Raw genomic sequence first — 23,304 nt, forward strand, 5'->3', positions numbered from 1 at the left:
CTAGTTAGTCATCTGGATAGGTGCGATGAGCAAAGTTCGTCATGGCTCCAACACTCCTTTTTCCTCCACACAATCAGTGAAGTCGAGGAACCGCCACCCGAAGTTCTCGCCAGCTCTGGAAATTTTCCCAAATGATGTAAATGGGAAATGGCTGCTGAAATAAGTGGCGTCTCTCTCTATGACATGGCGCGCAAGCCATCGTCGAGATCGTCTGGAAGCTTCAGGAAACTCGCAGAAGATAGAAACAAGGTCCGGTTCGCACCACTCGAAGGGATGGTGCACCACATCGCCGCCGAAGACGGCCTCGGCACCCTGAAACGTAATCGATATGGCAGCATGATCGATGCTATGACCTGGAGTCGATAGAAATCGGATTCCTTCGAGAACCTCGCCGCCATCGACGATGATGCCTTGTAGCTGGCCGGCCGCCTCAATCGGGGCCATGCTATCGCTGAAAACACCGGGTAGCGGAATGCGTATTGGCGGTCCAAAGCCGGCTTCCGCTCTGATTGCCGCTATAGCTTTCTCATCGCCCGCGGTCAAAGCTGCTCCATATCGCCACTCGAGATCCGAGCAGATCACCATCGCATTGGGAAAGGTTGGGATCCAACGATCACCATCCCACCGCGTGTTCCAACCCACATGATCGGAGTGGATGTGAGTTAGCAAGACATAATCAACATCCCCCGGCTGTATGCCGACGTCCGCTAATCGCTCAAGGTATGGAGTATGCAGTTGATCCATGACCTTCAAGGTTGGACGGGCTTTATCGTTGCCAACTCCTGTATCAATCAGGATGACTTTGCCTCCAAGCCACACGACCCAGGTGTGAACACTCATGAAGACGCGACCGGTCTCAGGGTTATAGGTACTTGTATCGATTCGCTCTGGATGTTTCATTAGGACGCTCGGATCGAGCCCGGGCAGAAGCTGTGTCGCCGCAAAATCGTTCAAGTCCAGTTCGTGAACTTTAGCAATCCTCATATCACCTATGCGAAACTCGGGAACGGTCATTGTGTGCCACTTTCCTATCAAACAAAAGAGAGGGAGGAGTCTCTCTGCCCCCCTGGGTCCGAGCAGCCCTTATATAGGCTCAATAATGCGATCTTCCGGGATCGATCCCGGAACCAGACAAGGTGAGATGAAGAGGTGTCCTTGCCACGCACCGTGCAGCGTTCGGGTTGCGATGGTCAGCCATAGACCCGAGAGACCAGCCACAAGTACCCCTCCGACGACGAACAGAAACCCGATATGGGTCTGCCTCGCCAGCGCGAGCGTAGCTATCGCATAAACTCCGATCGGAAACGTGAACCCCCACCATCCGAGATTGAATGGCATTCCATGATGCAGGTAATGTCTGGTCGTGAGAAGTGCGATCAATAACCACCAGAGACCATATCCCCACAACATGGAGCCTCCGATTACGCCCAGGCCAAAGGCGACCTCTCCAATGCCTGGTAGACCGGCCGCGGGAAAAATTTGATTCGCATCGGAGCCGAGAAGGATCAGGCCGAGCGCGCCGGTACCGATAGGACCCAGCGCCAACCAGCCCGTTGCTGCCATATCACTCGGGGGTAGCTTGTGCAGCACGAGCCTCATGAGCAGAATGACCAGGACGCTCATCGCCAAAGGCACGGAGAAGGCCCATAGCGCGTAGGAGATTACGACTATCCTCAAAGCAATCTGGGGATCCGGCATGTGCATTACCAGTAACGCACCGCTGGCGGCTGAGACTTCAGCAGCGACAATCGGCAAAAGCCACACCGCTGTCATTTTTTCAAGACTGTGCTCCTGGCGTGTAAACATCATGAACGGAATCAGCACCCCGCACGCGACGGCCAGGACAACATCAACCCACCAGAGGAAGCGCGCTGCTTGCAAAGCCGGATTGCCCCACAAAGGAATACCAAAGACCACGAATCCGTTAATGATGGTCGCGAGACCCATCGGAATTGCGCCGAAGAACATCGATACCACAGAATGCCCAAAGATTCTGCGCGCCCCCTCGTAATATGCCACCCACCGGGCGAAGTAGAGGATGCTGAAAAGCAGAAAGAGTGCAATATTTAGGAACCACAGATATTGAGCGACGACATGCAGCCCGATGATGTGTATCGGAAATTGATTTAGTGCGAGCGCCAGGATGCCTGTGCCCATAGTTGCCGTAAACCAATTGGGCGTGAACTGTCGTACCATCTCGTGTTTACGATTTAGGTCATTCATAGCGCACGCTCCCATACCAACTGCGATGATGGCCAATCGGAAGTAACAGTGTTTTTTCCGAGCTAAGGATAGTGCGACGCTGAAATCCATCTTGTCTGAGGCAAACTGCGCAGCGGCTGTCGGCCTCGAAGAGGCTACTTCTCAGCGCGTTCTTTCAAGCTTGTAAGCCAGAGTTGGTGCTTGTCGTGCATCTCGCTCGGCTGATTTTTACGTAAATCGATTGCACCTGGACCCTTTACGACTTCTTCAGTGACCACATGACAACCGTGTTCGGTCTTCAGGAGAAGAAACGTGTGGTATGCGCTCATGCCAGGTCCGTCGCCAAACCATCCCAGACGACTATCCGGAACGAACTCATGAACACGACTGGAGATGGGGACACCGAACGTCTCCCAGGTAAAGTGCGTGTCTTGGCCAAGCTTGCCATCCGGGCTGTTCAGCAACTTGATGTCCTTCGAGTTCGAGTACCACGAAGGCCACTTCTCGGCATCGATAAGGTTAGTAAAGACCGTCTCGCACGTAGCGTGGATTACGATCTCGTTATGCGCGAAGAGTTCGGCCTGTTCCGGATGAAAGCCGTGAGGCCAATGAATATCTGGGTTACGTTTTGCGCCATCTGCATTGAAAGTAAGTGCTTCGTTCATTGGTGTCTTCTCCTTGTATTGTGCGTGGGCTGCCGACACTAAAGCTGTCGGAAACAAAGTAAGTAGGGCAAGGATCTTCCAGTAGTTTCTTTTTGTCATTTCTTACCTGCTTCTGTACTCCGCGCCTGAACCAGCGAGCGCAACACAACTTCTAGTTCCGTCTCGTCCTTGAGCGAGTTCCTTTCCTCGCCATCGAACTTCGATCCAGCTTTCCCTAGACCCGTAAATCATTTGCATGCGCATTGTTGGGTTGTCCATCCATTGAGAGAAAGAGCTCCTCCCATCTGTTTACGGACATTGCCTCAGCCGTGACGGACCGGACCTACGGTCAAGGCGAAGAGTTCGTCTCCCGAACATCGATACCCCACATGCCCGCCCTCTGGGCCGCTTCCAAGCCTTCCTCGGTGTTTTCGAAGACGACGCATTTGATCGGCAGAACATTCATCCGTTGTGCCGCAAACAAAAATAGGTCTGGGGCAGGTTTCCCGTGCTCTACTTCATCAGCGGTTATCACGTAGTCGAAAAGATCCCATAGTCCGGCGCTCTTCAAAGTCGCACGAACATTTCGTCGGCTGCCACCTGAGGCCACGCTTAGAGGAACTCTTCCTTTCCATGTCTTTGCGATGGAGGCTACCCAAGGAACTGGGTGAATCAGTGACACATTTTGCACATAAATGCGATCATGATCTGCGATCACCCCAAGTTTATCGATTGGAACTTTAGCTACTTCGGACTCGTACGCCTCAAGCAAGGCCGTTGCTGAGATGCCAACTCGATCTAGGTACCACGTCTTTTCCATAACCAGGTTCCGCTGTGCGAATGCCTCGTGAAAGGCCATTAGATGAATCGCTTCAGTATCTACCAACGTCCCATCGCAATCAAAAATCATGGCAGAGAAGCTGAGGCTCGCCAGCATGGTCAGTACGCTGTCTTGCTTCAACCTTTCCATATATATGGAATACACCAGTTGAAGAAAATATTGTGCAATGCAGGTTATGAAATATTGATCATGCTTTGATAACGTCTTGGAATGAGTTTGCAATTTGTGGATGCGTTGCTCTCGCCTGTTGATCGGCCTTGTTATTCCTGTACCAGCTGAGATGTTAGTCTTCGACCAAATCTGACCTAATCAAGAGGAGGATTTGGATGAGGAAGAGACGGTTCAGTGTAGAGCAGATGATTGGTGTGCTGAAGCAGGCGCAAGTAGGCGTTCCTGTTGCGGAGGTGATCCGCAAGGCGGGGATTAGCGAGCAGACGTTCTACCGGTGGAAGGCGAAGTACGCCGGCCTCGAGGTGGACGAAGTTCGGAAGATGGCTCAGTTACAAGAAGAGAACCTGCGTTTGAAGCAGCTTGTTGCAGAGCTAACGCTGGACAAGACGATGCTGCAGGATGTGCTGTCAAAAAAATGGTGAAGCCTTCGCGGCGTGGGCCGATGGTGGAGCGGTTGGTTGGAAGCTACCTGGTAAGCGAACGGCACGCCTGTCGTGTTCTACGGGTACCGCGAGCGACCTATCGCTACCGAAGCTGTCTCGACCACGGACTGAGCTGCGGATGAGGATCCGCGAGATCGCTCAGGCGAGAGTTCGTTATGGATACCGCAAGATCCGCGTGCTGTTGAACCGCGAAGGCTGGGATGTGGGCAAGTACCTGGTGTACCGGCTGTACAAGGAAGAAGGACTGACGCTGAAGAGGATGAAGCCTGCCGGGAAGCGGAAGGCATCTCGAACTCGTGAGGATCGGATCAAGCCTACGGCTCCGAACGAAGCCTGGAGTATGGACTTCGTGATGGATCAGCTGCACGATGGAACGCGGTTCCGCGCCTTGACGATCGTGGATGTGCATACGAGAGAAGCGGTAGCGATCGAAGTAGGACAGAGCCTGAAAGGAGACGATGTTGTGCGGACACTGAACCAGTTGAAGCTTGACCGTGGAGTGCCGAAGGTGCTGTTCTGTGACAACGGCAGCGAGTTCACCAGTCAGGCGATGGATCTATGGGCTTATCGCAACAGCGCTAAGCACAGGCAAAGCGGCGTCCGGGACGTCGTCCTTTCGGAAGTTTTGAGCGTATCGTTGTCTATTTTCTTGTTGTGAAGGTGAGCAGAGAATGATGTTGTCTAATTTTTATTATGTTACGCGCTCGGAGCGGCCCCGCTAATGGATATGCTGACCGTTATCTGTTACGCAACATAACTTCCAGCGCCACATATGAACTCAAGCTCGATGGCTACCGGCTGGAAGCTGTCCGGGCCGGTGGTGAAACGACGCTGTATTCACGACGTAGGAACGTCCTGAATCAGAAGTTTCCCTATATCGTTTCCGCTCTCAACTCTTTGCCGGAAGATACCGTGATAGACGGGGAGTTGGTCGCAATGGGGCCAGACGGCCGCCCGAACTTCAATCTGCTTCAGAACTTTCGCTCTGCCGAATCCCACATCACGTATTACGCCTTTGACATCCTCGTTCACAAAGGCAGAGACCTTACCTTGCTCCCGCTGTCCGAACGCCGCAGAATCCTACAATCCGTCATCAAGCCCTCTGAGCATCTCGCGTTGTCGGAGGTTTCCGACCAGACAGCGTCCCAGATGCTCAGCTTCGTCCGTTCCCACGGTTTGGAAGGAATCGTAGCCAAACGCGCCGACGGCGTGTACCAGCCCGGCATGAGAACGGGAGTCTGGTCGAAACACCGGATCAATCTCAGTCAGGAGTTCGTTATCGGTGGGTACACACCAGGAACGCACGGTCTCGATGCGCTGATCGTCGGCTTTTACGTAGATAAAGAGCTTCGCTACGCGGCGCGTGTTCGCGCCGGCTTTATCCCTGCCACGCGTAGAGAAGCCTTCGCAAAGATCAAAGACTTCACGACGACGAAATGCCCATTTGCAAATCTTCCCGAGAAGCAAGCTGGTCGATGGGGGCAGGGTTTGACTGCCGACAAGATGAAGGAATGCATCTGGCTTCGCCCGGAAGCTGTCGCCCGGATCGACTTCCTCGAATGGACGGGAGCGGATCATCTGCGCCACACGAAATTCATCGCCTTGCGGGACGATAAAGATCCACGAAAAGTTGTGAGGGAGACCTAGAAAGATGTGCGGACGGTTCAAGCGAGGTACAGACAAACAACGTGTTGCAAAAGTCTTCAAGGTAACGGCAGGATTGGATGAGTCTGTCTTTGACGAGGGCGATGACCTGCGTCCTCAGTCGATGCAGCCGGTCATTTACACGAACGAAGACGGTGAACGCCAGATTGAACTCATGCGCTGGGCATTCAAATTGCCGGATCGATTGCTGTTCAACGCCCGCTCCGAGGGCATCGACCATTCGAAGTTCTGGAGAGACGCGTTTCAAACCGGACGTTGCATCCTCCCCGGCGATGCGATCCACGAATGGCAAGAAGTTGAGAAGGGCAAGAAGAAACCGAAATACGAATTCACCGTACCGGGACAGCACCCGTTCGGTATGGCTGCGGTCTGGAAGCTCTGGAAGAATCCAAAGACAAATCATTGGGAAAAGACATTCGCTGTGCTCACGGGAGAGCCGAATGAGGTCATGGCGCCCATCCATGACCGAATGACCACCTTCCTCGAACCACACGATTACGAGGAATACCTCTCGCCATCGGAACGACCTCCGGTCCATCTCCTCCGCATCCTGCCTGCTTCCAAACTAAAGGCACGTTTGGTGGATGCGACGCCCATCAGCAATCAGCAAGTAAGTCTTTTCGATAGTCAATGACCCAGCGAATTATGCAATGCGCGGGACTGCTCATGTTGGGCAGACGCGGCGAAACTAAGGAGGTTTCCTCGGAAGACACGAATCTTGACCGAGGCCCCCGGAGTTTGCTTGTCCGGCATGAACGACCATGGTGATCGCCCTGAAAAGGCTGCGATACTGTTAAAAGGAGAAAATATGACCGCATCCCACCGCAACAACGTCAAGGTATTGGGGAACGGCGAGCGAACTCTTATGTTTGCGCACGGCTACGGTTGTGATCAGAGCATGTGGCGTCATGTCTATCCGTCATTTACCGATCAATTCCGGGTCATCCTTTTTGATTATGTCGGCTCCGGATCTTCCGACTCCTCCGCATTCGAAAAGACACGCTATAGCACCCTGCGCGGCTACGGGCAGGACGTTCTCGACATCATGGAGGAACTTGATCTGCACGAAGTTCACTTCGTAGGGCACTCCGTAAGTTCCATGATCGGCGCGCTCGCGTCCATTCAGTACCCGGACAGGTTTGCAAGTTTGACGATGATCGGTCCATCTCCCTGTTACTTCAACGTGGGCAATTATGTGGGCGGCATGGAACGCGCCGATGTCGAGAGCCTGCTTGACACATTGGAAAGCAATCACATCTCATGGTCTGCCAGCATGGCGCCCGTCATCATGGGAAATCCCGAAACCCCCGAGCTTGCGGGGGAACTTGAGGCGAGTTTCTGCCGTATGGACCCCTTCTTGGCAAACCATTTCGGACGGGTTACATTTCTTTCAGACAACCGGGCAGATCTGCCGAAGGTGACCGTCAATACGTTGATTCTGCAGTGCCAGAAGGACATAATTGCCGGAATCGCCGTCGGAGAATATATCCACGCATGCCTCCCGAACAGCCAATTCGTGCTCTTGAACGCGACGGGCCACTGCCCGCATCTGAGTGCGCCCAAGGAAGTAGTGAAGGCTCTTCAGGCGTTCCTGAACTGAACGGCAAATTCAGCTTCTCGAATGACCCCAAGTTTGCCGAGCAAGCTCTTCACACCTTGCCCAGCGGATTCGTCGTTGTCAGCAACGACGGTACTCTCCTCTACGTCAATGAGGCCTTCGCCAGTCTGTGCGGACGGGAAAACCAGCTCATCGGCACAAAGTTCGCTGAGCTCCTCTCACGTGGGAGTGCCATCTTCTACGAGACGCATTTCGCGCCCAGTCTGTACTTACGGGGTGCACTGAACGAAATCGCTTTGGAGCTTCTTCGACCGGACGGCACGCAACATCCCATCTTCGTAAACGCGGCTCATCGTCCGGCCGCTGACGGAAATCCTTCGCAACTCCATCTCACTGTCTTCAGTGCCAAGCAACGCAAACAATATGAAGCGGAGCTACTGCGCGCGAAGCGTGAATTTGAAGAAGTAGCGGAAATCGTCCGACGCTCCGCGGATGGTATTCTTCGGCTCGACTCCGAAGCTAGGATTGCGAGTTGGAACAAAGGCGCTCAGCAAATTTTCGGCTACACAGCCGACGAGGCCACAGGCAAGTCGTTCAAGTTTCTCTTTAGTCGCGAATCGTGGGATAACGTCGCTGACGCTTTAGCACGGCTGCGGCAGGGCAAGGATGACTATCGCGAAGGCATTGGTCTCCATCAATCGGGAAAGGCCTTGAATGTCTCCGTCAGCCTCTCGCCCCACATGGAAGCGCCAGGGACTTTGATCGGTGCGTCTGCCGTCATCCGCGATCTGACGGCTCAGAAACGAGTGGAGAAGGCCCTGTTGCAGAGTGAAAAACTCGCATCGGTAGGTCGTCTAGCAAGCTCCATCGCGCATGAGATAAATAACCCGCTGGAATCCGTCACGAACCTGCTGTTTATCCTCGCCTCGCGCGTTGAAGACGAAGAGACCAAGCAGTTTGTCGTTACCGCGCAAGAAGAGCTCGCGCGGGTGTCGCACATCGCCACGCACACGTTGCGCTTTCACAAACAGAGTACAAACCAAACGGAAGTAAATCTGGAGGGCTTGCTGGGTTCAGTTCTTGCCTTGTATCGAGCACGCCTGGAAAACTCCCATATATCTACGAAGGTGGACTGTCCCGGCGATCCTCGGCTCATATGCTACGAAGGCGAGTTGCGACAAGTCCTCGTCAATTTGGTAGCCAATGCCTACGACGCAATGCGCTTGGGCGGTAAACTGCTCCTTCGCGCACAGGCGTCCCGCGAATGGAAGTCAAATGCAGCTGGCATTCGCATTCTTGTGGCGGACAGCGGCATGGGAATGGAACCGGACACCTTGGCACATATTTTCGAGCCATTCTTCTCGACCAAGGGTATCGGAGGGACGGGGCTGGGTCTTTGGATCTCCAGGGATCTGGTTATGAAGAACGGTGGAACCATCACCGCCCGAAGCACAACACGACCCGGATCATCCGGAACTGTCTTCAGCCTTTTCTTTCCTTATTCGAAGTCCTAGGCGCGCTTTCCCAATATCCAGAGGCCAAGTAATTCCCCTGCCTCGAAGTCTGAGAAGGGGTGTCCAAGACACGCGAGCGTCAAGCGGCATAAGTCTCCAATTCAGCCTGCAAGTTTCAGAGACGGCCACGCCATCGCGACAAACATAAACGGCGATTGCGCGCGATCATGCAGCTTTCTGAATGGGTAGTGAGATCCGAAACACCGTGCCACTCTTTCCCTGAGCTTCGCTGCTCTTATATCGTATGGACCCACCGTGTCCGCCAACGATCTCGCGCACGACCCAGAGCCCAAGTCCATTACCGTTGGGCTTGTGACTCTTGAACGAGTCAAAGAGGGTCTCGCGGAGCGCCGCAGGGATTCCAGCCCCGTTGTCCGCCACGACGATGACCACGTCTTCGCGGTGGACCGCTACTCGGAGGTGCAGACTTCCCGAGTGCGGCAAAGCATCGATCGCGTTGAGCAACAGGTTGGTTAGTACCTGAAACATCTCGCCGCGCTTTACTGAGGCCAACGCGGCTTCAGGGTTCCGGGTCTGGACGTTAATCCTCTTCTTGGCTATCTGTTGCTGATGAAGTTTGAGCGCCGAGGAGGCTAGCTCAACCAGGTCTATCTCTTTCGCTTCTGTGTCCAGGCGAATGAAACCGAGGCTCCGGCTTGTGATATCCCCAAGCCCTCGCACTTGTAGATCCGCTTCTCCGAGATATTCGGTGGCGCGCTGGTGGTCCTGTATCAAGGTCCGCGCCAAGAAAATGAGATTCGTCAGGGCTTCCAGGCGGTTGTTGACCTCATGCATAGTCGCGCCGACCAGCCTGCCTGCTAGTGCGAGCTGATGATACCTGCGGAGATTCTCTTCGCACGCCTTGAGCTTATGACCGGGGTCCTCAAAGGAGTCGCGATCAACCATGGGCGAATCCATGGAGTATCAGAGCAATACTTGAACGCTTTAGGTTGGCTGACCGATTCGCTCATCCAGAGATCGATTTCAGTGTCGCTTACCAGACCGTTTAGCCAAACGAAAGTGATATCGAGTAGCGAGGAATGACTATCGAAACGATGGGCTAATTTGCTCCATCCTCCAGATTGGGCCACCTTCGTACAACGGACCTTCCTCACGAACGAAAGCCGGTGGATCGCCGTTTTGCAGCCAGATGTGATAATCCGAGGGCTGTTTGCCGATCATGGGAGCGACCACTCCCGCCACACCACCCAACTCAACGTGGAGCGTGAAATCGGTAGCCTTGCGCCGGAATGCTCCAACCCGAAAAGGCAGCGTTCCCATCGGCCTGATGGAAAGGTGGATGAGACGGGCCTTTTTACCCGGGGCGATATAAGCGACCTTGGTCTCGGGAGTCGTTGGGAGAATGTTCAGCAGGAGGTTTGGCGGAAGGCCGTTGGAGACGTCAGGAGGCAAATCCATGTGTTCCTTCGAGACCGTTCCGTCTTCTGCCTTGAACGTGAGATCGCCACTCGCCATGTCGATGAAGAAGTCGATCGGCTTTGGAAAGGAGGGACCGTGTTGAATGTGGTGATCGCTTATCAGTCGGAAGACGCCTTGTTGTGTGAAGACGGTAGTGTCGTCATCTACGGAGCCGTCCTTGAAGCGAAAGATCAACCTAGAGGTGACTTTCCCTCGGCTGACTACCTGGGTTGACTCGCCTGTGGCGATGGTCATACCGTCTAGTGTCTTCAGGGCCAGAAAGCCATGACTTGACCCTTGTCCGTACCGAACTGCAATAGGTTCCCCCGACAACGTAGCAACGAGGAAACATCCTAAGAGAGCCGTGAGACCGAGAGCAATAGTGGCGAAACGCATGGAATGTGCTCCCGAAGAAGATGTGGAACTGAGTTGGTAGGGTCTGATGCTGAGGAACCTGCGGGGAGCACCTCCTACCCTAAACCCCGATCATGCCATTTTTGTTGTAACCGTGCCAGAGAAATACGAAGTCTTCTGCTTGAATCTGCGCGCTTTCAATATGGTCAACAGGCATCGTCGAATCAGTATTTGGCCTTGCGTAAAAAAGCAGCAGCACATCTGGGAACCGCCATAAGGAAGTCCAAAAGGATCTTCGGAAGGGATGCAAGATCGTGAGCGATGGTCGTTTCCTGAGAACCTCCCAACATCGCACCATGTCGCATGGCGTACCAGCTAAATGCCGCTGAGACCGCAGAGAGGCAAAACGAAAGAACGAGACCGCCGCTCAGGTGCGGTGTCTTGGCGAGATGGTGGACTCCCGATTGGGCGAGCAGCATAACGCCCGGCATGCCGATCCACACTACAGCAGCGGTCGCCCAAACAGGTTCGGCTCTTCGTAGTTGCTGTGAGATCGCACCGATCACCCCGCCAGTGAGAAACGCAAATACAGCCTCCACGATGAGTGCCTTGGTGGCTTCCCCTCGTCCCGCTGGTAGGTTCGTGACGAAGAATGCCAACCCGCGCACCGTTGCAGCAAAAGCAGCAGCCTTCCAACTCCACGGCGGTACCAGACTTTGGAGAGGATGCACAGCCACCTCGTGCAGAGCATGGCGGAGATTCACGGGTGAGCTGGGAGTCTGTTCCATCGCAACTTGTTCTGATGCGGCTCGACGCACCTGAGCCAGCGATCCCATGCGCAGCAGGTGGAGACCATAGCGAAAGCATCGTGCTGTCCGGCAGCGATTTTAACCCTGCTAGGGAGGAGGAGGTGCGCCACCTCACCCGGCTCCAGCCGCTGCGCATCTTCCGCCATGTGCCACTGAAGTACCCCGTGCAGACTTCAGTTAGCATCGAGGGGTAATTCCAATGTCATCTCAAGGCGAACGTTCCAATGACGAAACAAGATACCGGTCTGATAAGACTGATAGCGATCTTCAAACTATTTAAAGCGATCACTCTTATCGCGGTTGGGTTTGGCGCCTTGCACTTGTTTCATGATGGCAATCCAGCAGACTCAGTGACCCTTTGGATCGCTAAGCTTGGATTCAATCCCGGGGGGCACTACGTCGACCTGGCCCTTGGCAAATTAGCGAACATTCCACCGAAGGACTTCAAGGATCTCGGTATCGGCAGCTTCGTCTATGCCGCCCTCTTTCTCACCGAAGGTATCGGGCTTTGGCTGGCAAAGCCATGGGCGGAGTGGTTCACGACGATCATCACCAGTTCGCTCGTGCCGCTAGAGATTTTCGAGATTTACCGCCATCCAATGGCAGCAAAGGTCATCGTCCTCCTGCTCAACATTGCCATCGTCGTCTACCTCGTACTTAGAATCCGTAAAGAGCGATCGAATCTCAGGGCGACGCATTGACAGAAGCACGAGTTCGTAGCCTAACTCCGGCTCCTCTTCTGCCGCGCAATATGGACCATCCTGAGTCAGGGAAAACGGTCCGATCTCTTGAATCTTGCCGAGTACAGGTCTGACGGAATTACTAGGGAGCACCTGGTGGTGCTCCCTACTGGTTATTCTCCGAGCCTCATCGCGAAGGCATGCTCTTTGCCGCTCGAAAGGCTAAAGCTCTGCCGACCTGTTTCCAGTCACGAGTCGAACTAGAAAGGTGAGAATCACAGCGCCGATCACCGCGATCACAATGCTCATGATGAGGCCATGATCTCCGACGCCGCCAAGACCAAGATGAGAGGAGATGAATCCTCCGATCAGTGCGCCGACGAGCCCAATCACCATGTCCATCAAGACGCCGAATCCGGAGCCTTTCATGATCTTGCCCGTTAGCCAACCTGCGACGATGCCAATGATGATCCAGGCGATGATTCCGTGTCCCATAATGTCTCCTTACCTTGGATGAAGTAAATGATCCTGCGAGGTTGAGTGTTACCGACCGTTATTTCCTTGCTGGCTTGTTTCCTGAATCCTAGAGCGATGGTGCCGCCTCGGCTTCGTCTTCTTTGCTCTTCTTCGCTGAGTATTTTTCTTTCCCAGTCTTCGGTTTCTTCGGTGCCTCTGGCTCCTGTGCGCTTTGCTTCAGGATGGGAGCACCAGCCGCCGTGATCTTCTTCGCAGCATTCAATTCTTCCTTCAGGTTCGAGTTGAGCAGCTTCACTACTTTGGTCAGGCCAAGAGCGGTAGCCATCGAGATGCATGCCTCGTATCCGGCAATCTCGTAATGCTCCGTCCGGAGAGCCGCACCGATCAGTCCGGCATCGAAGGATGCGCCTTCTTCATCCTTCTCCAAAGCACCCTTGCCCTCTTCGATCACGCCTTCCATTCCGTTACAGTGCTGGCCCGTCGGCTTTTCGTCGAGCTCACCGAAGACCTTCTTCAGCCGCTCAACCTGACCTTTGGTTTCCTCCAGATGGGCAGAGAAAAGCTGCTTCAACTTGGGGCTTTCAGCGCCTTTGGCGAGTTTGGGTAGAGCCTTTACTAGTTGGTTTTCCGCACTGTACATATCGCGAAGCTCATCAATCAAAACGTCCTTCAATGCCATACCTTGCCTCCGTGGCCTAGTTAGGCCGATAAGTATGATGCACGCGCAGCCTCGCGAGCCAAGACTAAGGTCTGACACCGGGGAACTTACTGTTTGAGGAGGGAGGAGTCTCCTCCCTATCTCCAGCCACTCCCGCGTCTTCCGCTACCCACCACAGCGGGCCCTTCCTGCCCGCAACGCCCACCCTTTAAGTAGTCCTCTGCGCTGACGCGCACCTATAAGGAAACCAAACCTCGCTAGTGGGCTCTGCCCCCCGCGCGCGTCAAGGGGTCTCCCGCAGTCTTCCGCGCTTCGCTTGTGCAGACCTCCGCTGCGCTTCGCCATTTCCGTTCCGCCTTCGGCTGCTCTTCAAGGGTGGGAGATACCCCTCCCCTTGACGCTTGCTACCCCCGCCTTCGCTAGGTGGCGTTCGGCATGTACATGCCGCGTTTCAACGCGGAAGTGCAAAAGCCAAACACCAAGGAGAAGACACCATGAGCAGCAACACCACCACCAGGAGAAGCAGCGCCGCGACCAGGCCATCGCCAACGCAACCGGGCTTCGTGTCCTCTCAGCCATCGCTGCCGCCGTTCCAGTGCGCTTGCTCAAGCGAGATCTCTTCTTCGTTCTGGAGAAGGTGGTCAGCGTCTTGGATGAGTCGCGTATCGAAACGTTGGCGCGTCAGCACGGCATCCGTCAGAAGCGGGACGAGGGGGGTATCGCAAAGACGCTGCTAGCGTTTATGCGCCGCGCCGATGAAGGCACGCTGTCTCGGCTCATGGTGGAGGCTACGATACTGCTCGCAGCTTCCCGTCATAACGGAACCAGTGTGCTCAAGGATGCGGCCACGCTTTACAAGGTGGACATCGATGCAATCGGTCAGAAAGTGAAGCAGGAGTTCGCGGCCAAGGAAAAGGCTAAGAAAGAACCTAAGCCCGTCGCCAAAGCCAAGAAAGTGGCCTAGCGCTCCATCTTCGGGGGGCGGCGGATAGCCGCCTCTCGTTTCTTATGCTTCCTAAAATCGCGCAGGAAGACACCGCTTCGGTTTCTCCCTGCAACCCACGTTCCCGCTGCCTCCGGCCCAGCGATGCATCGCCGGTATCGCTATTGCATCGAGACGGCCATGTTGCGCTGGATTGCCTGCGGAGAATATCCAAACGCCCGCCGGAATGACCGGCGCATGCGCTCTCGATTTCCGAAGCCGTTCTTCCTGGCGATCTCCTCAGCGGAGAAGCGTCCGCCTTCCATCATCAAACGGGCAGATTCTACGCGTAGTCGTTCGATTGCCTGAGCGGGGGATCGACCTGTTTCTTCTCGGAATACTCGACTGAATTGCCGCGGACTCAAAAACGCCGCCTTCGCCAAGCCGACCACTGACAAGGGCGAGCTAAGATTCTTTTTGGCATACGTCAGAGCAGTTTGTATGCGATCGGATTGTGCATCGAGATCGAGCAGCGTCGAAAACTGAGACTGCCCGCCTGCACGCCGATGATAGACAACCAATGTTCTCGCAACTGCGCGAGCTATCTCCACACCAAGATCTTTCTCCACCATCGCCAGGGCGAGATCGAGGCCCGCGCTCATGCCAGCGGATGTCCATAGCGGTCCATCGGCGATAAAGATGCGATCTTCTTCCATGGCGATCCTTGGATAGCGGCGCTTCATTTCTCTTGCAGCGTTCCAATGAGTAGTAGCTCGCCGACCATCGAGTAATCCCGCTTCGGCCAGCACCAGCGCCCCAGTACAGATGGAAGCTATCCTTTGACTCCGATGGATAGCCGATTGAAGATACTTCGCCAAGCCTTGCGTAGCGATTGGGGGTTCGATGCCGCCGGCAACGATGATTGTGTCGAACGCGCGGCGTTTGAACGACACCGTCTGAATCTGCGACCCCAGAGACGTGGCGATCGGACCGCCATCTTCTGAGAGAAGAGTGAGTTGGTACTCCGGCTTCCCAATTTGCCAGTTTGCGGTTTCGAATACGCTCGTGGCGGCGAAGTTGATGGGCGAAAATCCCGGAAACACAATAAAACCGACTTTGTGCATTCGATTTGCTCCAGGCCTAGTCTATGCCTCCGCACACTCGAATGTCCTAAAACGTTGCCTATCCGACCCAGCAGCCGTCGACACTTCAGCTACTGTTCGTTTAGGCATTGTTGGTTGGGCGATAAGAAAACGTCGCTTGCTCCTTGCCTTCCTTGAACGGAGAAAACCATGTCAAACCAGAAGATTCTGATTACCGGAGCAACGGGAGCAACGGGTAGTAGTGCCATAGAAACGCTTCTGGCGCTAAAGATACCCGTTCGAGCATTCGTTCATAAGAGAGACGCACGATCAGAGCAATTCTGTGCCCAGGGCGTCGAGGTTGTACAAGGTGATCTCTCGGATTTTGAAGCGGTCAGCGAGGCATTAACGGGAATAACCGGAGCCTATTTTGTCTATCCCATTCAGGTACCCGGCCTCTTGGAGGCTACCGCCTTTTTTGCGCAGGCCGCGCTCGAACAAGGGGTTGGTGCCATCGTGAATATGTCGCAGGCCTCAGCGCGAAGATCTGCTAAGAGTCACGCGGCTCAGAATCATTGGATTGCAGAGCGACTGCTGGACCGCTCAGGAGTTCCAGTCACCCATCTGCGTCCAACCTTATTTGCTGAGTGGATCATGTATATGGCCGGTGCCATCCGCGATAAGAAGATACTCCCTCTCGCATTTGGCGATGCCCGGTACGCCCCTGTCGCAGGAGAAGACCTCGGCAGAGTCATCGCCGCCATCCTCACGGACGCAGCCCAACACGCCGGAAAGACCTATCCGCTCTATGGTCCGAAGGAACTGAGCCAGTACGAAATTGCAGACATGCTCACGCAGGTCTTGGGGAACAAAATCACCTACATTCCCATGGAGATCGAAGCGTTCAAGATTCTGCTGAAAGAGTTGGGATTCACGACGTACTTTCAACAGCACATGGGATACGTCTGCCAGGATTGCCTCGACGGAGTCTTCTCCGGAACTAACGATCTGGTGAAAAAACTCACCGGCCGAGAGCCCCTCGAGATGATGGATTACATCGTCAAGAACGAAGCGCTGTTTCGCGCACCCGTGGCCGAACACCAATAATCTTCAAGCCTTGATCTACTGGAGGAAATTATGAAGGTAATGGCAGTCGGCACACTGAAGCCTCTCTCGCAGGAACAACGACAGCAATATCTACCGAAAGAGGTTCCGGCGACATTGCAGCTCTATCTTGACGGAAAGATTGAACAGTTCTGGCTGAGGGAGAAAGAGGTCGGCGTTATCTTCCTAATGAGTGTGGACTCGATCGACGAGGCGGACAAGCTTCTCAAAAGCCTGCCCCTCGTACAAGCCAATCTGCTGACTTTTGAGCTGATGCCGATCGGACCTCTGCTGCCTCTCGGTATGTTGATGACTACACAATCGCAATGATGCACAAAGAAGTCGCCTAGATCAGGAATGAGGCATTGCAGATGACTTCGACACTCTTTCTCGGATTCGTGGCGCTGATCACAATGTTCGTCGTCGCTATGATTGACCGCTACATCAATCGTCGGGCCGCAGTCCGTTTGCTGGCTGGTCCCCTCATATGGTTTCTCTACGCCGGCCTGATGGCACACTTCGGCATCCTCAAGAATTCAGAGATGCGCCCGCCGGGAATCGCTTTCGTCGTCGGTCCTGTTCTTCTGTTCCTCATTTTTTTCATTGTGCGACCGTCTGCCAGTGCGCAGGCCGTACTAGCCTTTCCACTCTGGCTAATCCTGGGCACGCAATGCTTTCGCATCGGCGTGGAGTTGTTCCTGCATCAACTCTGGATCGAGGGCCTGGTACCCAGGATGATGACCTTCGCTGGAGCAAACATCGACATCTATATAGGACTGTCGGCACCCGTTATCGCATGGTTGTCCACACGTGGGCGATGGGGGCTCAGATTGGCAAGTGCTTGGAACATCCTCGGGCTTCTCGCACTACTGAATGTTGTGACTCGCGCCATACTGACAGCTCCCGGACCACTCCATCTGATCCACTCAGAAGTTCCCGATCGAATGATAAGTACATTTCCGTTTCTATTGATTCCAGGATTCTTCGTGCCGCTTGCCGTCGTTCTGCATTTGCTTGCAATACGTGCTATCGGCAGTCGATTACGCGCGACGAATGGAACAAGTCCGGACGATGCGCCACGAGCCCGAGTGGGATCGCGGTCGGCATCCGTTTGAAGATCGAGAATCAGCTTTACAAATCTTGCTTAAGGAGTGTGCTATGAAGCAAAGTCTGGCTACAACAAATCAAGAAACGGTCGACGGTGAAGGCGGTCTAAAAATATTCTTTCGCTCGTGGCATCCGGACGACACGGCTCATGCGATAGTCGTCATCGTCCCTGGTTTCAACTCCCACAGCGGTTACTACGAATGGGTCGCCGAACAGTTCATTGCCGATGGTCTGGCTGTATACGCCGTTGATCTACGAGGCCGCGGGAATTCGGACGGCGAACGCTTTTATGTCGAGGCCTTTGAAGACTACGTGAGTGACGTGGAAGCGGTTACGGCGGTTGTAAAGTCGCGCGAACCGGGTCTCCCCACGTTCTTGCTCGGTCATAGTGCTGGCGGCGTTGTTGCATGCCTCTATACTCTCGATCACCAGGCCGAGCTGACCGGGCTAATCTGCGAAAGCTTTGCCCACGAGTTACCTGCTCCTGATTTTGCTCTCGCGGTTTTCAAGGGACTGAGCCATGTCGCGCCACACGCGCATATCCTGCATCTTCCAAATGGGAGATTCTCTCGTGATCTGAAAGCCGTTGAGGCAATGGATAATGATCCACTGATTGCACATGAGACTCAGCCAACCCAAACGATGGCCGCGATGGTTCGGGCCGATGAGCGACTCAAGAGGGAATTTTCTCTGATCACGCTACCGGTTCTGATCCTACATGGCACTCTTGATAAGAACACGAAGCCAAGCGGCAGCCAGCATTTTTACGACATGGCCGGTTCCACCGACAAAACTCTAAAACTTTACGAAGGTGGCTTTCACGATCTTCTCAACGACATCGACAAGGAGTCGGTCATCCTAGATATCAAGAGCTGGATCGATGGGCACCTTCCTGCGGTCGCTGGCGGCCAAGATTAAACAGTCAGGGCGTGAACATGAGAACCCGGAGAGATTTCGTCATTGCTGCGATCGGGACTGCGGCGTCCTTGAGCAGCGGTCCCGGTCGAAGTTTGGTTCTCTCGAAGGAGACCTATTCCGATCTTCTGACCGCAAAAACGAAAGGCCAACAAATGCGTGACCAAGCGGAAGACCCAAGAATCACAAGAGCGCGACTTTCCGGCCCTGAACAAGTGACCAGAAATGCGACGGTCGCCGAACTGGGAGCCGATGGGACACTAACGGTCTTGGCCAAAGGAACCAACGAATGGGTTTGTGTGCCTGGCAACGAGAATAAAATCGGCGAACCGCCAATGTGCATGAACCCAATGGGCATGCTATGGATGATGGATGCCATGCAGGGCAAACCTACGCCGACGAATAAATCTCCAGGCATGATTTACATGCTTTGCGGAGCGACGCAGAGGAGTAACACCGACCCGTCCGATAAGACGAGTCCCGCTATACCAATCGGACCCCACTGGATGATTACGTGGCCCTTTGATGCAAAGGAGTACGGGCTTCCAACTACGGTTCGCGATAAGGGCGCCTGGGTAATGTTTGCGGGCACTCCCTTTGCCTACCTCCATGTTTGCGGAACCCCTTGGGATGGCAAAGAATACAGCGAAGGGGACGAAGCTGTATGGACCATGCGCTACACTCGGCCATAGATGACGAAGCGAGCAAACGAGCGCAGAACCCATAAGTCTCCACATATCGCCTCGACTGCATTCATGTTTGCTAAGGGGCCACGCTGGATCGGAAACGGACCGGTCAAATGACGACAATAGGCCAATGCACTCATTGAGCACTCGTTAAGCGGTGTGGACGGGATCACTACCGACAAACGCTGTTGTGTTGAGTTGGGCGCGCCGCAGGCAGTAAAAGGGAAGGTGCAGAAAGAGCGACCTCCTCTTGGACCTTCCCCCTCTCAAAGACAATAAACACCGCACATCGGGACCCACTCAGGCTAGATGGCAAAAGGAGGTAGGTCTCAAGAAGCAGTGCCGGATTTAAGCAAATCTGAGTGAAAGCGGCAATACCTCCGACATCTAGCTCGGTAGAGTCGCCTTAAACGACAGACCCGCGATGGATCTTCGCTTCTGACAGACCACCGCAAAGTCGACTCACGAAGAACGGGGCGGACTCTGAATTTCCGCTCCGTCATCGGAGGGAGAACTGCTATGGACACATTGGCGCATCGCAGCCAAGATTCGAAGTCGATTAGGTTTGACGATCCAGACGAAGAACTGATTGCGTTGGCTAAACAAGGCGTCAATTCCGCGTTCTCGGAACTGTGCCGCAGACACCAGACGATGACGTATCGAGTCGTGCGGCGGATTCTCAAGAACGATGAAGACGCCGAGGACGCGCTGCAGGAGTCGTTCGTTCGCGTCTATCTCCATATCGCCAGCTTCGACGGTAGGTCGAAGTTTTCGACCTGGCTAACGAGGATCGCGATTAATACCGCACTGATGGCGATTCGGAAGCGCAATCGAATGCCTGCGTACTCAACGGATGAGCTGACCGAGGGAGAAGTCCACCGCTATCACCCTCTCTGGAGCCTTCCATTGAGCCCAGAGGTGGCGCTTCAAAGAAGTGAGACCTCAGAACTCTTACGGCTCGCCATCCGTCGTCTGCCGGCCAACCTGCGCAAAGTAACCGAAATTCGCCATGCGGAGGATCATTCGGTGGCCGAGATCGCAGGGATTACGGGACTCTCCATTGCAGCGACCAAATCCCGGCTTTTGCGAGCGCGGGCCAAACTCTCCGAGAAAATGCGGCCTATCAACCATGAAAAGCGGTCCCACTCGCGGCTGAAGGTTGCCGTGTAGCCGGGCAGGGGGCATCAAAAGAATTTCCTACGTCATCACAGCGAAGTCTGGTCCAACCAGCGGCCCGCCGGCTTGCTGCACAAGACCTCCGACCTGGAGAGTTCCCAGATCGATGATGGCGAAACCCGCCGGGGACAGCAAACTGCGAAACTGCTTCTTCGCGAGATGGTCATTTCCCGACATAAATACGACTCGCCGGCCACAAGGCACAGTCGCTCCTGACTCGAAGTTCTCCACCACCAAGGTATTGAGCGCTTTCACTAACTTTGCCCCGGGTGCCAGCTCCGAGACAATGTCGCTTGAGGCGCGTCCATGCAGATTCTCCAACCCTCCGACAATGTAGGGATTGGTCGCATCAATCAGGATGCGGTTGTCCCATGGCGGAAGAACCTGACAGCGCCTCTCTAATTCGAGCCCACGGCACCGCCAAGAGGACAACGTTGTTGGAGGCAGCCTCGGCAGCGGTGACAGCCCGCGCACGCGAACCGAGTTCACTCAACTGCCTCGCAAGGGTGTCCGGGCCGCGGCTGTTGCTGAGCTCTACCTCGTGCCCCGAAGCCAACAGGTAACGGGCAAATGCCATCGCTACCGATCCCGCACCAATCATTCCAATTGTCATTAGTAGTTCTCCTTCTGATGAGGTCTGTACAAGTCTTGATCGGAGACACAGCCTGGATTTGACCCAAGGTTCAACACGGAAGCCCGGAGATACAAGTATGTTCGGCAACTGCGATTTGGAGTGAGTCTTGGGATGGCGGTGCATCGCCAGCGAGATTCGAAAGTCTGGAAAGATAGGCCCGCCATGTCGAATGGCGGCCCGTCAGCAAGCGATACTGGCGATCTTTCGTCACAGAGATGAGGTCGGCCCTCGCGAGTTCGCGAACATGGTGCGATGTGGTCGCGGCGGTCACAGAAAGTTGACCCGAGATGCTGCCGACGATCATTGGACCGTCCCGATAAATCAGCTCGAGTATCTGAAATCTCGTTTCATCCGCGATGGCGCGGGAGATCAAATGCACTTGCGTAAGGCTCAATGCTTGCTGCGATCGCGGCATAGCGGTCTCCGGTGGGATGTTCGACGAACGGACGGGCACCACCCGCAATGGTGCCCGTCTGAACGTTAGTAAGCCTTCGCTGCGGAGAGGCCGTTTCCGAACGACCAGTCTTCGAGGTAGGTGTTCACATCGAGGGAGAGGAAAATGTCCTGCGGATTAATACCCGGACTCTTCGAAAGGTTCTCCGCGATACTGGCGTAGAGAGCGTCCTTCTCGCCGACACGTCGAGCGTCCGCCTTGATGTTCACGATCATGAAGTCATCAGAGCGCGGCACCTTCGTGACGAAGTTGCGATCAAACCGCAACTCACTGGGTTCCTTCTGTTCGAAGATCTGAAAGTGATCTCCCTCGGGCATGGCATACGACTTAACAAGGGCATCGTAGATCCCCTTGGAGACGGCGTCCAGGTATTCGGGCGATTTTCCTTTGAGCAGCGTTACGCGAACGAGTGGCATAAAGACTCCTGATTCATCGAACTGTGGAAGTACCCATGGACATAGAAGCCCGAGACGCGAACCTCCTCTGCGGAATTCCTCTAGGGACAGTCCTCCATTTAGGAGAACTGGTCCCATAGCGGGCTAGTGGCTGCCGGCGGAGGATGCCGCAGCGACCGACTCTTGATAGAACGGGTAATCGTTGTAGCCGCGCGCATCGCCGCCGTAGAAGCGCGAGCGATCGTACTTGTTTAGCGGAAGGTTGTTCTTCAGACGTTCGGGGAGGTCTGGATTCGCGGAGTAGAACCGGCCAAACGCAACAAGGTCCGCTTCGCCGCGTTCGAGGATCGCCTCAGCACTTTGACGATTGAAGCCACCAGCTGCGATGAGAGTGCCCTTGTAGACTTTGCGAAGGTGTGCGGACGCGATAGGAGCCATCTTGTCGGCGTCTTCTTTCGAGTGGTCACCGACGATGCGGGGCTCGACGACGTGAAACCACGCGAGCTCAAATTCATTCAGACGACCCGCCAAGTAACTGAAGAGGGCGTCCGGGTTGCTGTCGCCCATTTCGTTGAATTCACCGCTCGGTGTGACGCGGACACCCACTCGACCCGGTCCCCACACTGATACTGCCGCCGCGACAACCTCAAGCAGGAACCGCGTTCTGTTTTCGAGGGAACCGCCGTATGCGTCGGTGCGTTTGTTCGAGGTGTCCTCCAGAAACTGATCGAGGAGGTAGCCGTTGGCGCTGTGAAGCTCTATGCCGTCGAATCCTGCTTTCTTGGCGCGCTCAGCCGCTGCCCGAAACTCTTCAACCACGCCGGCAATCTCTCCAAGCTCCAGGGCGCGCGCGGGAGAAGCAACGACCTCGCCCTCGCGTGTTGCTGCATGCCCGGTAAATGGGACTTCAGAAGGTGCCACAGGTGCTTCACCGTTGGGCTGCAGCGAAAAGTGCGACACTCGGCCGCCATGATAGAGCTGAGCGAAGATCAAGCCGCCCTTTGCGTGGACGGCATCTGCGATCTTTTTGAACCCCGGAATGAAGCGATCGTCATGGATGCCAGGAGCGCCCTGATAGGAGTTGCCTTTTGGCGAGACCACAGAGCCTTCCATAATCAAGAGGGCATTCTTGGATGCCCGCTGCCCGTAGTGCTCTACCATGATGTCGCTCACGGTGTCGTCCGCGTTCGACCGCATGCGAGTCATCGGCGCCATCACGACGCGATGTGCCAACGTAAAGGGACCAACCGATACTTTTGAGAATAGCTTTGACGTGCTCATAAAAACTCCTTCTTGGGGGTGTCGCTAAGTGTGTTGTGTTTCAAATTCTGTTCGGGGCTAGCAACGACTGCACTGCATGTTCGCCCTAGCCAGAGGTCGAGAGAACTGAGCAC

General features: G+C 54.8%; 27 protein-coding genes and 1 pseudogene. 13 read left to right on the plus strand and 15 right to left on the minus strand.

Going from position 1 to position 23,304, the window contains the following annotated elements:
• Positions 1-39: 39 nt before the first annotated feature.
• The 4 genes from HDF14_RS06770 to HDF14_RS06785 form a co-directional block, all read right to left on the minus strand.
• The gene (locus HDF14_RS06770; protein WP_183974865.1) at positions 40-1,014 is read right to left on the minus strand and encodes an MBL fold metallo-hydrolase; all 975 of its coding nucleotides are present in this window, start codon (positions 1,012-1,014) and stop codon (positions 40-42) included.
• A 69-nt stretch (positions 1,015-1,083) separates the two neighbouring features.
• On the minus strand, positions 1,084-2,223 hold the full coding sequence (locus HDF14_RS06775; protein WP_260698085.1) for a TDT family transporter: 1,140 nt from the start codon (positions 2,221-2,223) through the stop codon (positions 1,084-1,086).
• A gap of 134 nt (positions 2,224-2,357) precedes the next feature.
• Positions 2,358-2,867: a hypothetical protein gene (locus tag HDF14_RS06780; RefSeq protein ID WP_183974869.1), complete on the minus strand. Its 510-nt coding sequence runs from the start codon at positions 2,865-2,867 to the stop codon at positions 2,358-2,360.
• Between the two features lie 328 nt (positions 2,868-3,195).
• Positions 3,196-3,807: an HAD family hydrolase gene (locus HDF14_RS06785; RefSeq protein WP_183974871.1), complete on the minus strand. Its 612-nt coding sequence runs from the start codon at positions 3,805-3,807 to the stop codon at positions 3,196-3,198.
• 206 nt (positions 3,808-4,013) lie between these two features.
• Between HDF14_RS06785 and HDF14_RS26420 the strand changes: the two are divergent.
• The 5 genes and pseudogenes from HDF14_RS26420 to HDF14_RS06815 all read left to right on the plus strand — a co-directional run.
• A pseudogene (locus HDF14_RS26420) lies at positions 4,014-4,884 on the plus strand (IS3 family transposase); the annotation flags it as partial.
• A 110-nt stretch (positions 4,885-4,994) separates the two neighbouring features.
• A complete protein-coding gene (locus tag HDF14_RS06800) occupies positions 4,995-5,948 on the plus strand; it encodes a hypothetical protein (RefSeq protein ID WP_183974878.1) in 954 nt (317 codons plus the stop codon).
• Positions 5,949-5,952: 4 nt separating this feature from the next.
• The gene (locus tag HDF14_RS06805) at positions 5,953-6,600 is read left to right on the plus strand and encodes an SOS response-associated peptidase (RefSeq protein WP_183974880.1); all 648 of its coding nucleotides are present in this window, start codon (positions 5,953-5,955) and stop codon (positions 6,598-6,600) included.
• A gap of 117 nt (positions 6,601-6,717) precedes the next feature.
• Positions 6,718-7,566, plus strand: coding sequence for an alpha/beta fold hydrolase (locus tag HDF14_RS06810; RefSeq protein ID WP_260698125.1), 849 nt, complete (start codon positions 6,718-6,720; stop codon positions 7,564-7,566).
• Positions 7,461-9,038 carry a PAS domain S-box protein gene (locus HDF14_RS06815; RefSeq protein WP_183974882.1) on the plus strand — a complete coding sequence of 526 codons (1,578 nt, stop codon included), beginning with the start codon at positions 7,461-7,463 and terminating at the stop codon, positions 9,036-9,038. The genes HDF14_RS06810 and HDF14_RS06815 overlap by 106 nt, the downstream gene beginning before the upstream one ends.
• Before the next feature lie 165 nt (positions 9,039-9,203).
• Here HDF14_RS06815 and HDF14_RS06820 read toward each other — a convergent pair whose 3' ends face one another.
• The 3 genes from HDF14_RS06820 to HDF14_RS06830 all read right to left on the minus strand — a co-directional run bounded on the left by HDF14_RS06820 (position 9,204) and on the right by HDF14_RS06830 (position 11,599).
• A complete protein-coding gene (locus HDF14_RS06820; protein WP_183974884.1) occupies positions 9,204-9,944 on the minus strand; it encodes a sensor histidine kinase in 741 nt (246 codons plus the stop codon).
• Between the two features lie 138 nt (positions 9,945-10,082).
• Complete coding sequence (locus HDF14_RS06825) at positions 10,083-10,853, minus strand: hypothetical protein (protein WP_260698086.1); 771 nt, start codon at positions 10,851-10,853, stop codon at positions 10,083-10,085.
• 182 nt (positions 10,854-11,035) lie between these two features.
• Positions 11,036-11,599 (minus strand): hypothetical protein, encoded by a 564-nt coding sequence (locus HDF14_RS06830; RefSeq protein WP_221304588.1) that lies wholly within the window; start codon positions 11,597-11,599, stop codon positions 11,036-11,038.
• 245 nt (positions 11,600-11,844) lie between these two features.
• Here HDF14_RS06830 and HDF14_RS06835 point away from each other — a divergent pair, with 245 nt between their 5' ends.
• Positions 11,845-12,321 (plus strand): DUF2127 domain-containing protein, encoded by a 477-nt coding sequence (locus HDF14_RS06835; RefSeq protein ID WP_183974886.1) that lies wholly within the window; start codon positions 11,845-11,847, stop codon positions 12,319-12,321.
• A 201-nt stretch (positions 12,322-12,522) separates the two neighbouring features.
• On the opposite strand, the gene HDF14_RS06840 is transcribed toward HDF14_RS06835, so the two are convergent.
• Complete coding sequence (locus HDF14_RS06840; protein WP_183974888.1) at positions 12,523-12,795, minus strand: GlsB/YeaQ/YmgE family stress response membrane protein; 273 nt, start codon at positions 12,793-12,795, stop codon at positions 12,523-12,525.
• Between the two features lie 88 nt (positions 12,796-12,883).
• Entirely contained in the window at positions 12,884-13,456 is a 573-nt protein-coding gene (locus HDF14_RS06845) for a ferritin-like domain-containing protein (protein ID WP_183974890.1), read from the minus strand.
• A gap of 373 nt (positions 13,457-13,829) precedes the next feature.
• Here HDF14_RS06845 and HDF14_RS06850 point away from each other — a divergent pair, with 373 nt between their 5' ends.
• Positions 13,830-14,399, plus strand: a complete 570-nt coding sequence (locus HDF14_RS06850) for a hypothetical protein (protein ID WP_260698087.1) — start codon at positions 13,830-13,832, stop codon at positions 14,397-14,399.
• A gap of 140 nt (positions 14,400-14,539) precedes the next feature.
• Here the strand turns inward: HDF14_RS06850 and HDF14_RS06855 are convergent, their stop codons facing one another.
• The gene (locus HDF14_RS06855; RefSeq protein ID WP_183974892.1) at positions 14,540-15,481 is read right to left on the minus strand and encodes a GlxA family transcriptional regulator; all 942 of its coding nucleotides are present in this window, start codon (positions 15,479-15,481) and stop codon (positions 14,540-14,542) included.
• A 168-nt stretch (positions 15,482-15,649) separates the two neighbouring features.
• Between HDF14_RS06855 and HDF14_RS06860 the strand changes: the two genes are divergently transcribed.
• From HDF14_RS06860 to HDF14_RS06885, 6 genes are all read left to right on the plus strand, one after another.
• On the plus strand, positions 15,650-16,546 hold the full coding sequence (locus HDF14_RS06860) for an NmrA family NAD(P)-binding protein (protein WP_183974894.1): 897 nt from the start codon (positions 15,650-15,652) through the stop codon (positions 16,544-16,546).
• A gap of 30 nt (positions 16,547-16,576) precedes the next feature.
• The gene (locus HDF14_RS06865; protein ID WP_183974896.1) at positions 16,577-16,873 is read left to right on the plus strand and encodes a hypothetical protein; all 297 of its coding nucleotides are present in this window, start codon (positions 16,577-16,579) and stop codon (positions 16,871-16,873) included.
• A gap of 41 nt (positions 16,874-16,914) precedes the next feature.
• Positions 16,915-17,658 carry a hypothetical protein gene (locus HDF14_RS06870; protein WP_183974898.1) on the plus strand — a complete coding sequence of 248 codons (744 nt, stop codon included), beginning with the start codon at positions 16,915-16,917 and terminating at the stop codon, positions 17,656-17,658.
• A gap of 43 nt (positions 17,659-17,701) precedes the next feature.
• Positions 17,702-18,568 carry an alpha/beta hydrolase gene (locus tag HDF14_RS06875; RefSeq protein ID WP_183974900.1) on the plus strand — a complete coding sequence of 289 codons (867 nt, stop codon included), beginning with the start codon at positions 17,702-17,704 and terminating at the stop codon, positions 18,566-18,568.
• A gap of 152 nt (positions 18,569-18,720) precedes the next feature.
• A complete protein-coding gene (locus HDF14_RS06880) occupies positions 18,721-19,257 on the plus strand; it encodes a hypothetical protein (RefSeq protein WP_183974902.1) in 537 nt (178 codons plus the stop codon).
• Positions 19,258-19,770: 513 nt separating this feature from the next.
• Positions 19,771-20,421, plus strand: coding sequence for an RNA polymerase sigma factor (locus tag HDF14_RS06885; protein ID WP_183974904.1), 651 nt, complete (start codon positions 19,771-19,773; stop codon positions 20,419-20,421).
• A 27-nt stretch (positions 20,422-20,448) separates the two neighbouring features.
• On the opposite strand, the gene HDF14_RS25995 is transcribed toward HDF14_RS06885, so the two are convergent.
• The 5 genes from HDF14_RS25995 to HDF14_RS06905 all read right to left on the minus strand — a co-directional run bounded on the left by HDF14_RS25995 (position 20,449) and on the right by HDF14_RS06905 (position 23,191).
• Positions 20,449-20,748, minus strand: coding sequence for a hypothetical protein (locus HDF14_RS25995; protein WP_221304589.1), 300 nt, complete (start codon positions 20,746-20,748; stop codon positions 20,449-20,451).
• Positions 20,749-20,776: 28 nt separating this feature from the next.
• Entirely contained in the window at positions 20,777-21,040 is a 264-nt protein-coding gene (locus HDF14_RS26000) for an NAD(P)-binding domain-containing protein (protein WP_221304590.1), read from the minus strand.
• A gap of 70 nt (positions 21,041-21,110) precedes the next feature.
• Positions 21,111-21,476, minus strand: a complete 366-nt coding sequence (locus HDF14_RS06895; RefSeq protein ID WP_183974905.1) for an ArsR/SmtB family transcription factor — start codon at positions 21,474-21,476, stop codon at positions 21,111-21,113.
• Positions 21,477-21,541: 65 nt separating this feature from the next.
• Complete coding sequence (locus HDF14_RS06900) at positions 21,542-21,931, minus strand: tautomerase family protein (RefSeq protein WP_183974907.1); 390 nt, start codon at positions 21,929-21,931, stop codon at positions 21,542-21,544.
• Positions 21,932-22,054: 123 nt separating this feature from the next.
• Complete coding sequence (locus HDF14_RS06905; RefSeq protein WP_183974909.1) at positions 22,055-23,191, minus strand: alkene reductase; 1,137 nt, start codon at positions 23,189-23,191, stop codon at positions 22,055-22,057.
• Positions 23,192-23,304 lie beyond the last annotated feature (113 nt).

It is taken from the genome of Tunturiibacter gelidiferens (assembly GCF_014201335.1).
Classification (GTDB): domain Bacteria; phylum Acidobacteriota; class Terriglobia; order Terriglobales; family Acidobacteriaceae; genus Edaphobacter; species Edaphobacter lichenicola_E.

What these genes read in the sequence shown, in the direction of transcription:
- HDF14_RS06830 (WP_221304588.1), bottom strand. Translation starts at nt 11,599, where the DNA reads ATGGAACAGACTCCCAGCTCACCCGTGAATCTCCGCCATGCTCTGCAC.
- HDF14_RS06905 (WP_183974909.1), bottom strand. Translation starts at nt 23,191, where the DNA reads ATGAGCACGTCAAAGCTATTCTCAAAAGTATCGGTTGGTCCCTTTACG.
- HDF14_RS06780 (WP_183974869.1), bottom strand. Translation starts at nt 2,867, where the DNA reads ATGAACGAAGCACTTACTTTCAATGCAGATGGCGCAAAACGTAACCCA.
- HDF14_RS06900 (WP_183974907.1), bottom strand. Translation starts at nt 21,931, where the DNA reads ATGCCACTCGTTCGCGTAACGCTGCTCAAAGGAAAATCGCCCGAATAC.
- HDF14_RS06860 (WP_183974894.1), top strand. Translation starts at nt 15,650, where the DNA reads ATGTCAAACCAGAAGATTCTGATTACCGGAGCAACGGGAGCAACGGGT.
- HDF14_RS06820 (WP_183974884.1), bottom strand. Translation starts at nt 9,944, where the DNA reads ATGGTTGATCGCGACTCCTTTGAGGACCCCGGTCATAAGCTCAAGGCG.
- HDF14_RS26000 (WP_221304590.1), bottom strand. Translation starts at nt 21,040, where the DNA reads ATGACAATTGGAATGATTGGTGCGGGATCGGTAGCGATGGCATTTGCC.
- HDF14_RS06810 (WP_260698125.1), top strand. Translation starts at nt 6,718, where the DNA reads ATGAACGACCATGGTGATCGCCCTGAAAAGGCTGCGATACTGTTAAAA.
- HDF14_RS06875 (WP_183974900.1), top strand. Translation starts at nt 17,702, where the DNA reads ATGAAGCAAAGTCTGGCTACAACAAATCAAGAAACGGTCGACGGTGAA.
- HDF14_RS06770 (WP_183974865.1), bottom strand. Translation starts at nt 1,014, where the DNA reads ATGACCGTTCCCGAGTTTCGCATAGGTGATATGAGGATTGCTAAAGTT.
- HDF14_RS06825 (WP_260698086.1), bottom strand. Translation starts at nt 10,853, where the DNA reads ATGCGTTTCGCCACTATTGCTCTCGGTCTCACGGCTCTCTTAGGATGT.
- HDF14_RS06805 (WP_183974880.1), top strand. Translation starts at nt 5,953, where the DNA reads ATGTGCGGACGGTTCAAGCGAGGTACAGACAAACAACGTGTTGCAAAA.
- HDF14_RS06840 (WP_183974888.1), bottom strand. Translation starts at nt 12,795, where the DNA reads ATGGGACACGGAATCATCGCCTGGATCATCATTGGCATCGTCGCAGGT.
- HDF14_RS06845 (WP_183974890.1), bottom strand. Translation starts at nt 13,456, where the DNA reads ATGGCATTGAAGGACGTTTTGATTGATGAGCTTCGCGATATGTACAGT.
- HDF14_RS06880 (WP_183974902.1), top strand. Translation starts at nt 18,721, where the DNA reads ATGCGTGACCAAGCGGAAGACCCAAGAATCACAAGAGCGCGACTTTCC.
- HDF14_RS06775 (WP_260698085.1), bottom strand. Translation starts at nt 2,223, where the DNA reads ATGAATGACCTAAATCGTAAACACGAGATGGTACGACAGTTCACGCCC.
- HDF14_RS06865 (WP_183974896.1), top strand. Translation starts at nt 16,577, where the DNA reads ATGAAGGTAATGGCAGTCGGCACACTGAAGCCTCTCTCGCAGGAACAA.
- HDF14_RS06835 (WP_183974886.1), top strand. Translation starts at nt 11,845, where the DNA reads ATGACGAAACAAGATACCGGTCTGATAAGACTGATAGCGATCTTCAAA.
- HDF14_RS06800 (WP_183974878.1), top strand. Translation starts at nt 4,995, where the DNA reads ATGTTACGCGCTCGGAGCGGCCCCGCTAATGGATATGCTGACCGTTAT.
- HDF14_RS06885 (WP_183974904.1), top strand. Translation starts at nt 19,771, where the DNA reads ATGGACACATTGGCGCATCGCAGCCAAGATTCGAAGTCGATTAGGTTT.
- HDF14_RS06895 (WP_183974905.1), bottom strand. Translation starts at nt 21,476, where the DNA reads ATGCCGCGATCGCAGCAAGCATTGAGCCTTACGCAAGTGCATTTGATC.
- HDF14_RS06855 (WP_183974892.1), bottom strand. Translation starts at nt 15,481, where the DNA reads ATGCACAAAGTCGGTTTTATTGTGTTTCCGGGATTTTCGCCCATCAAC.
- HDF14_RS06870 (WP_183974898.1), top strand. Translation starts at nt 16,915, where the DNA reads ATGACTTCGACACTCTTTCTCGGATTCGTGGCGCTGATCACAATGTTC.
- HDF14_RS06815 (WP_183974882.1), top strand. Translation starts at nt 7,461, where the DNA reads ATGCCTCCCGAACAGCCAATTCGTGCTCTTGAACGCGACGGGCCACTG.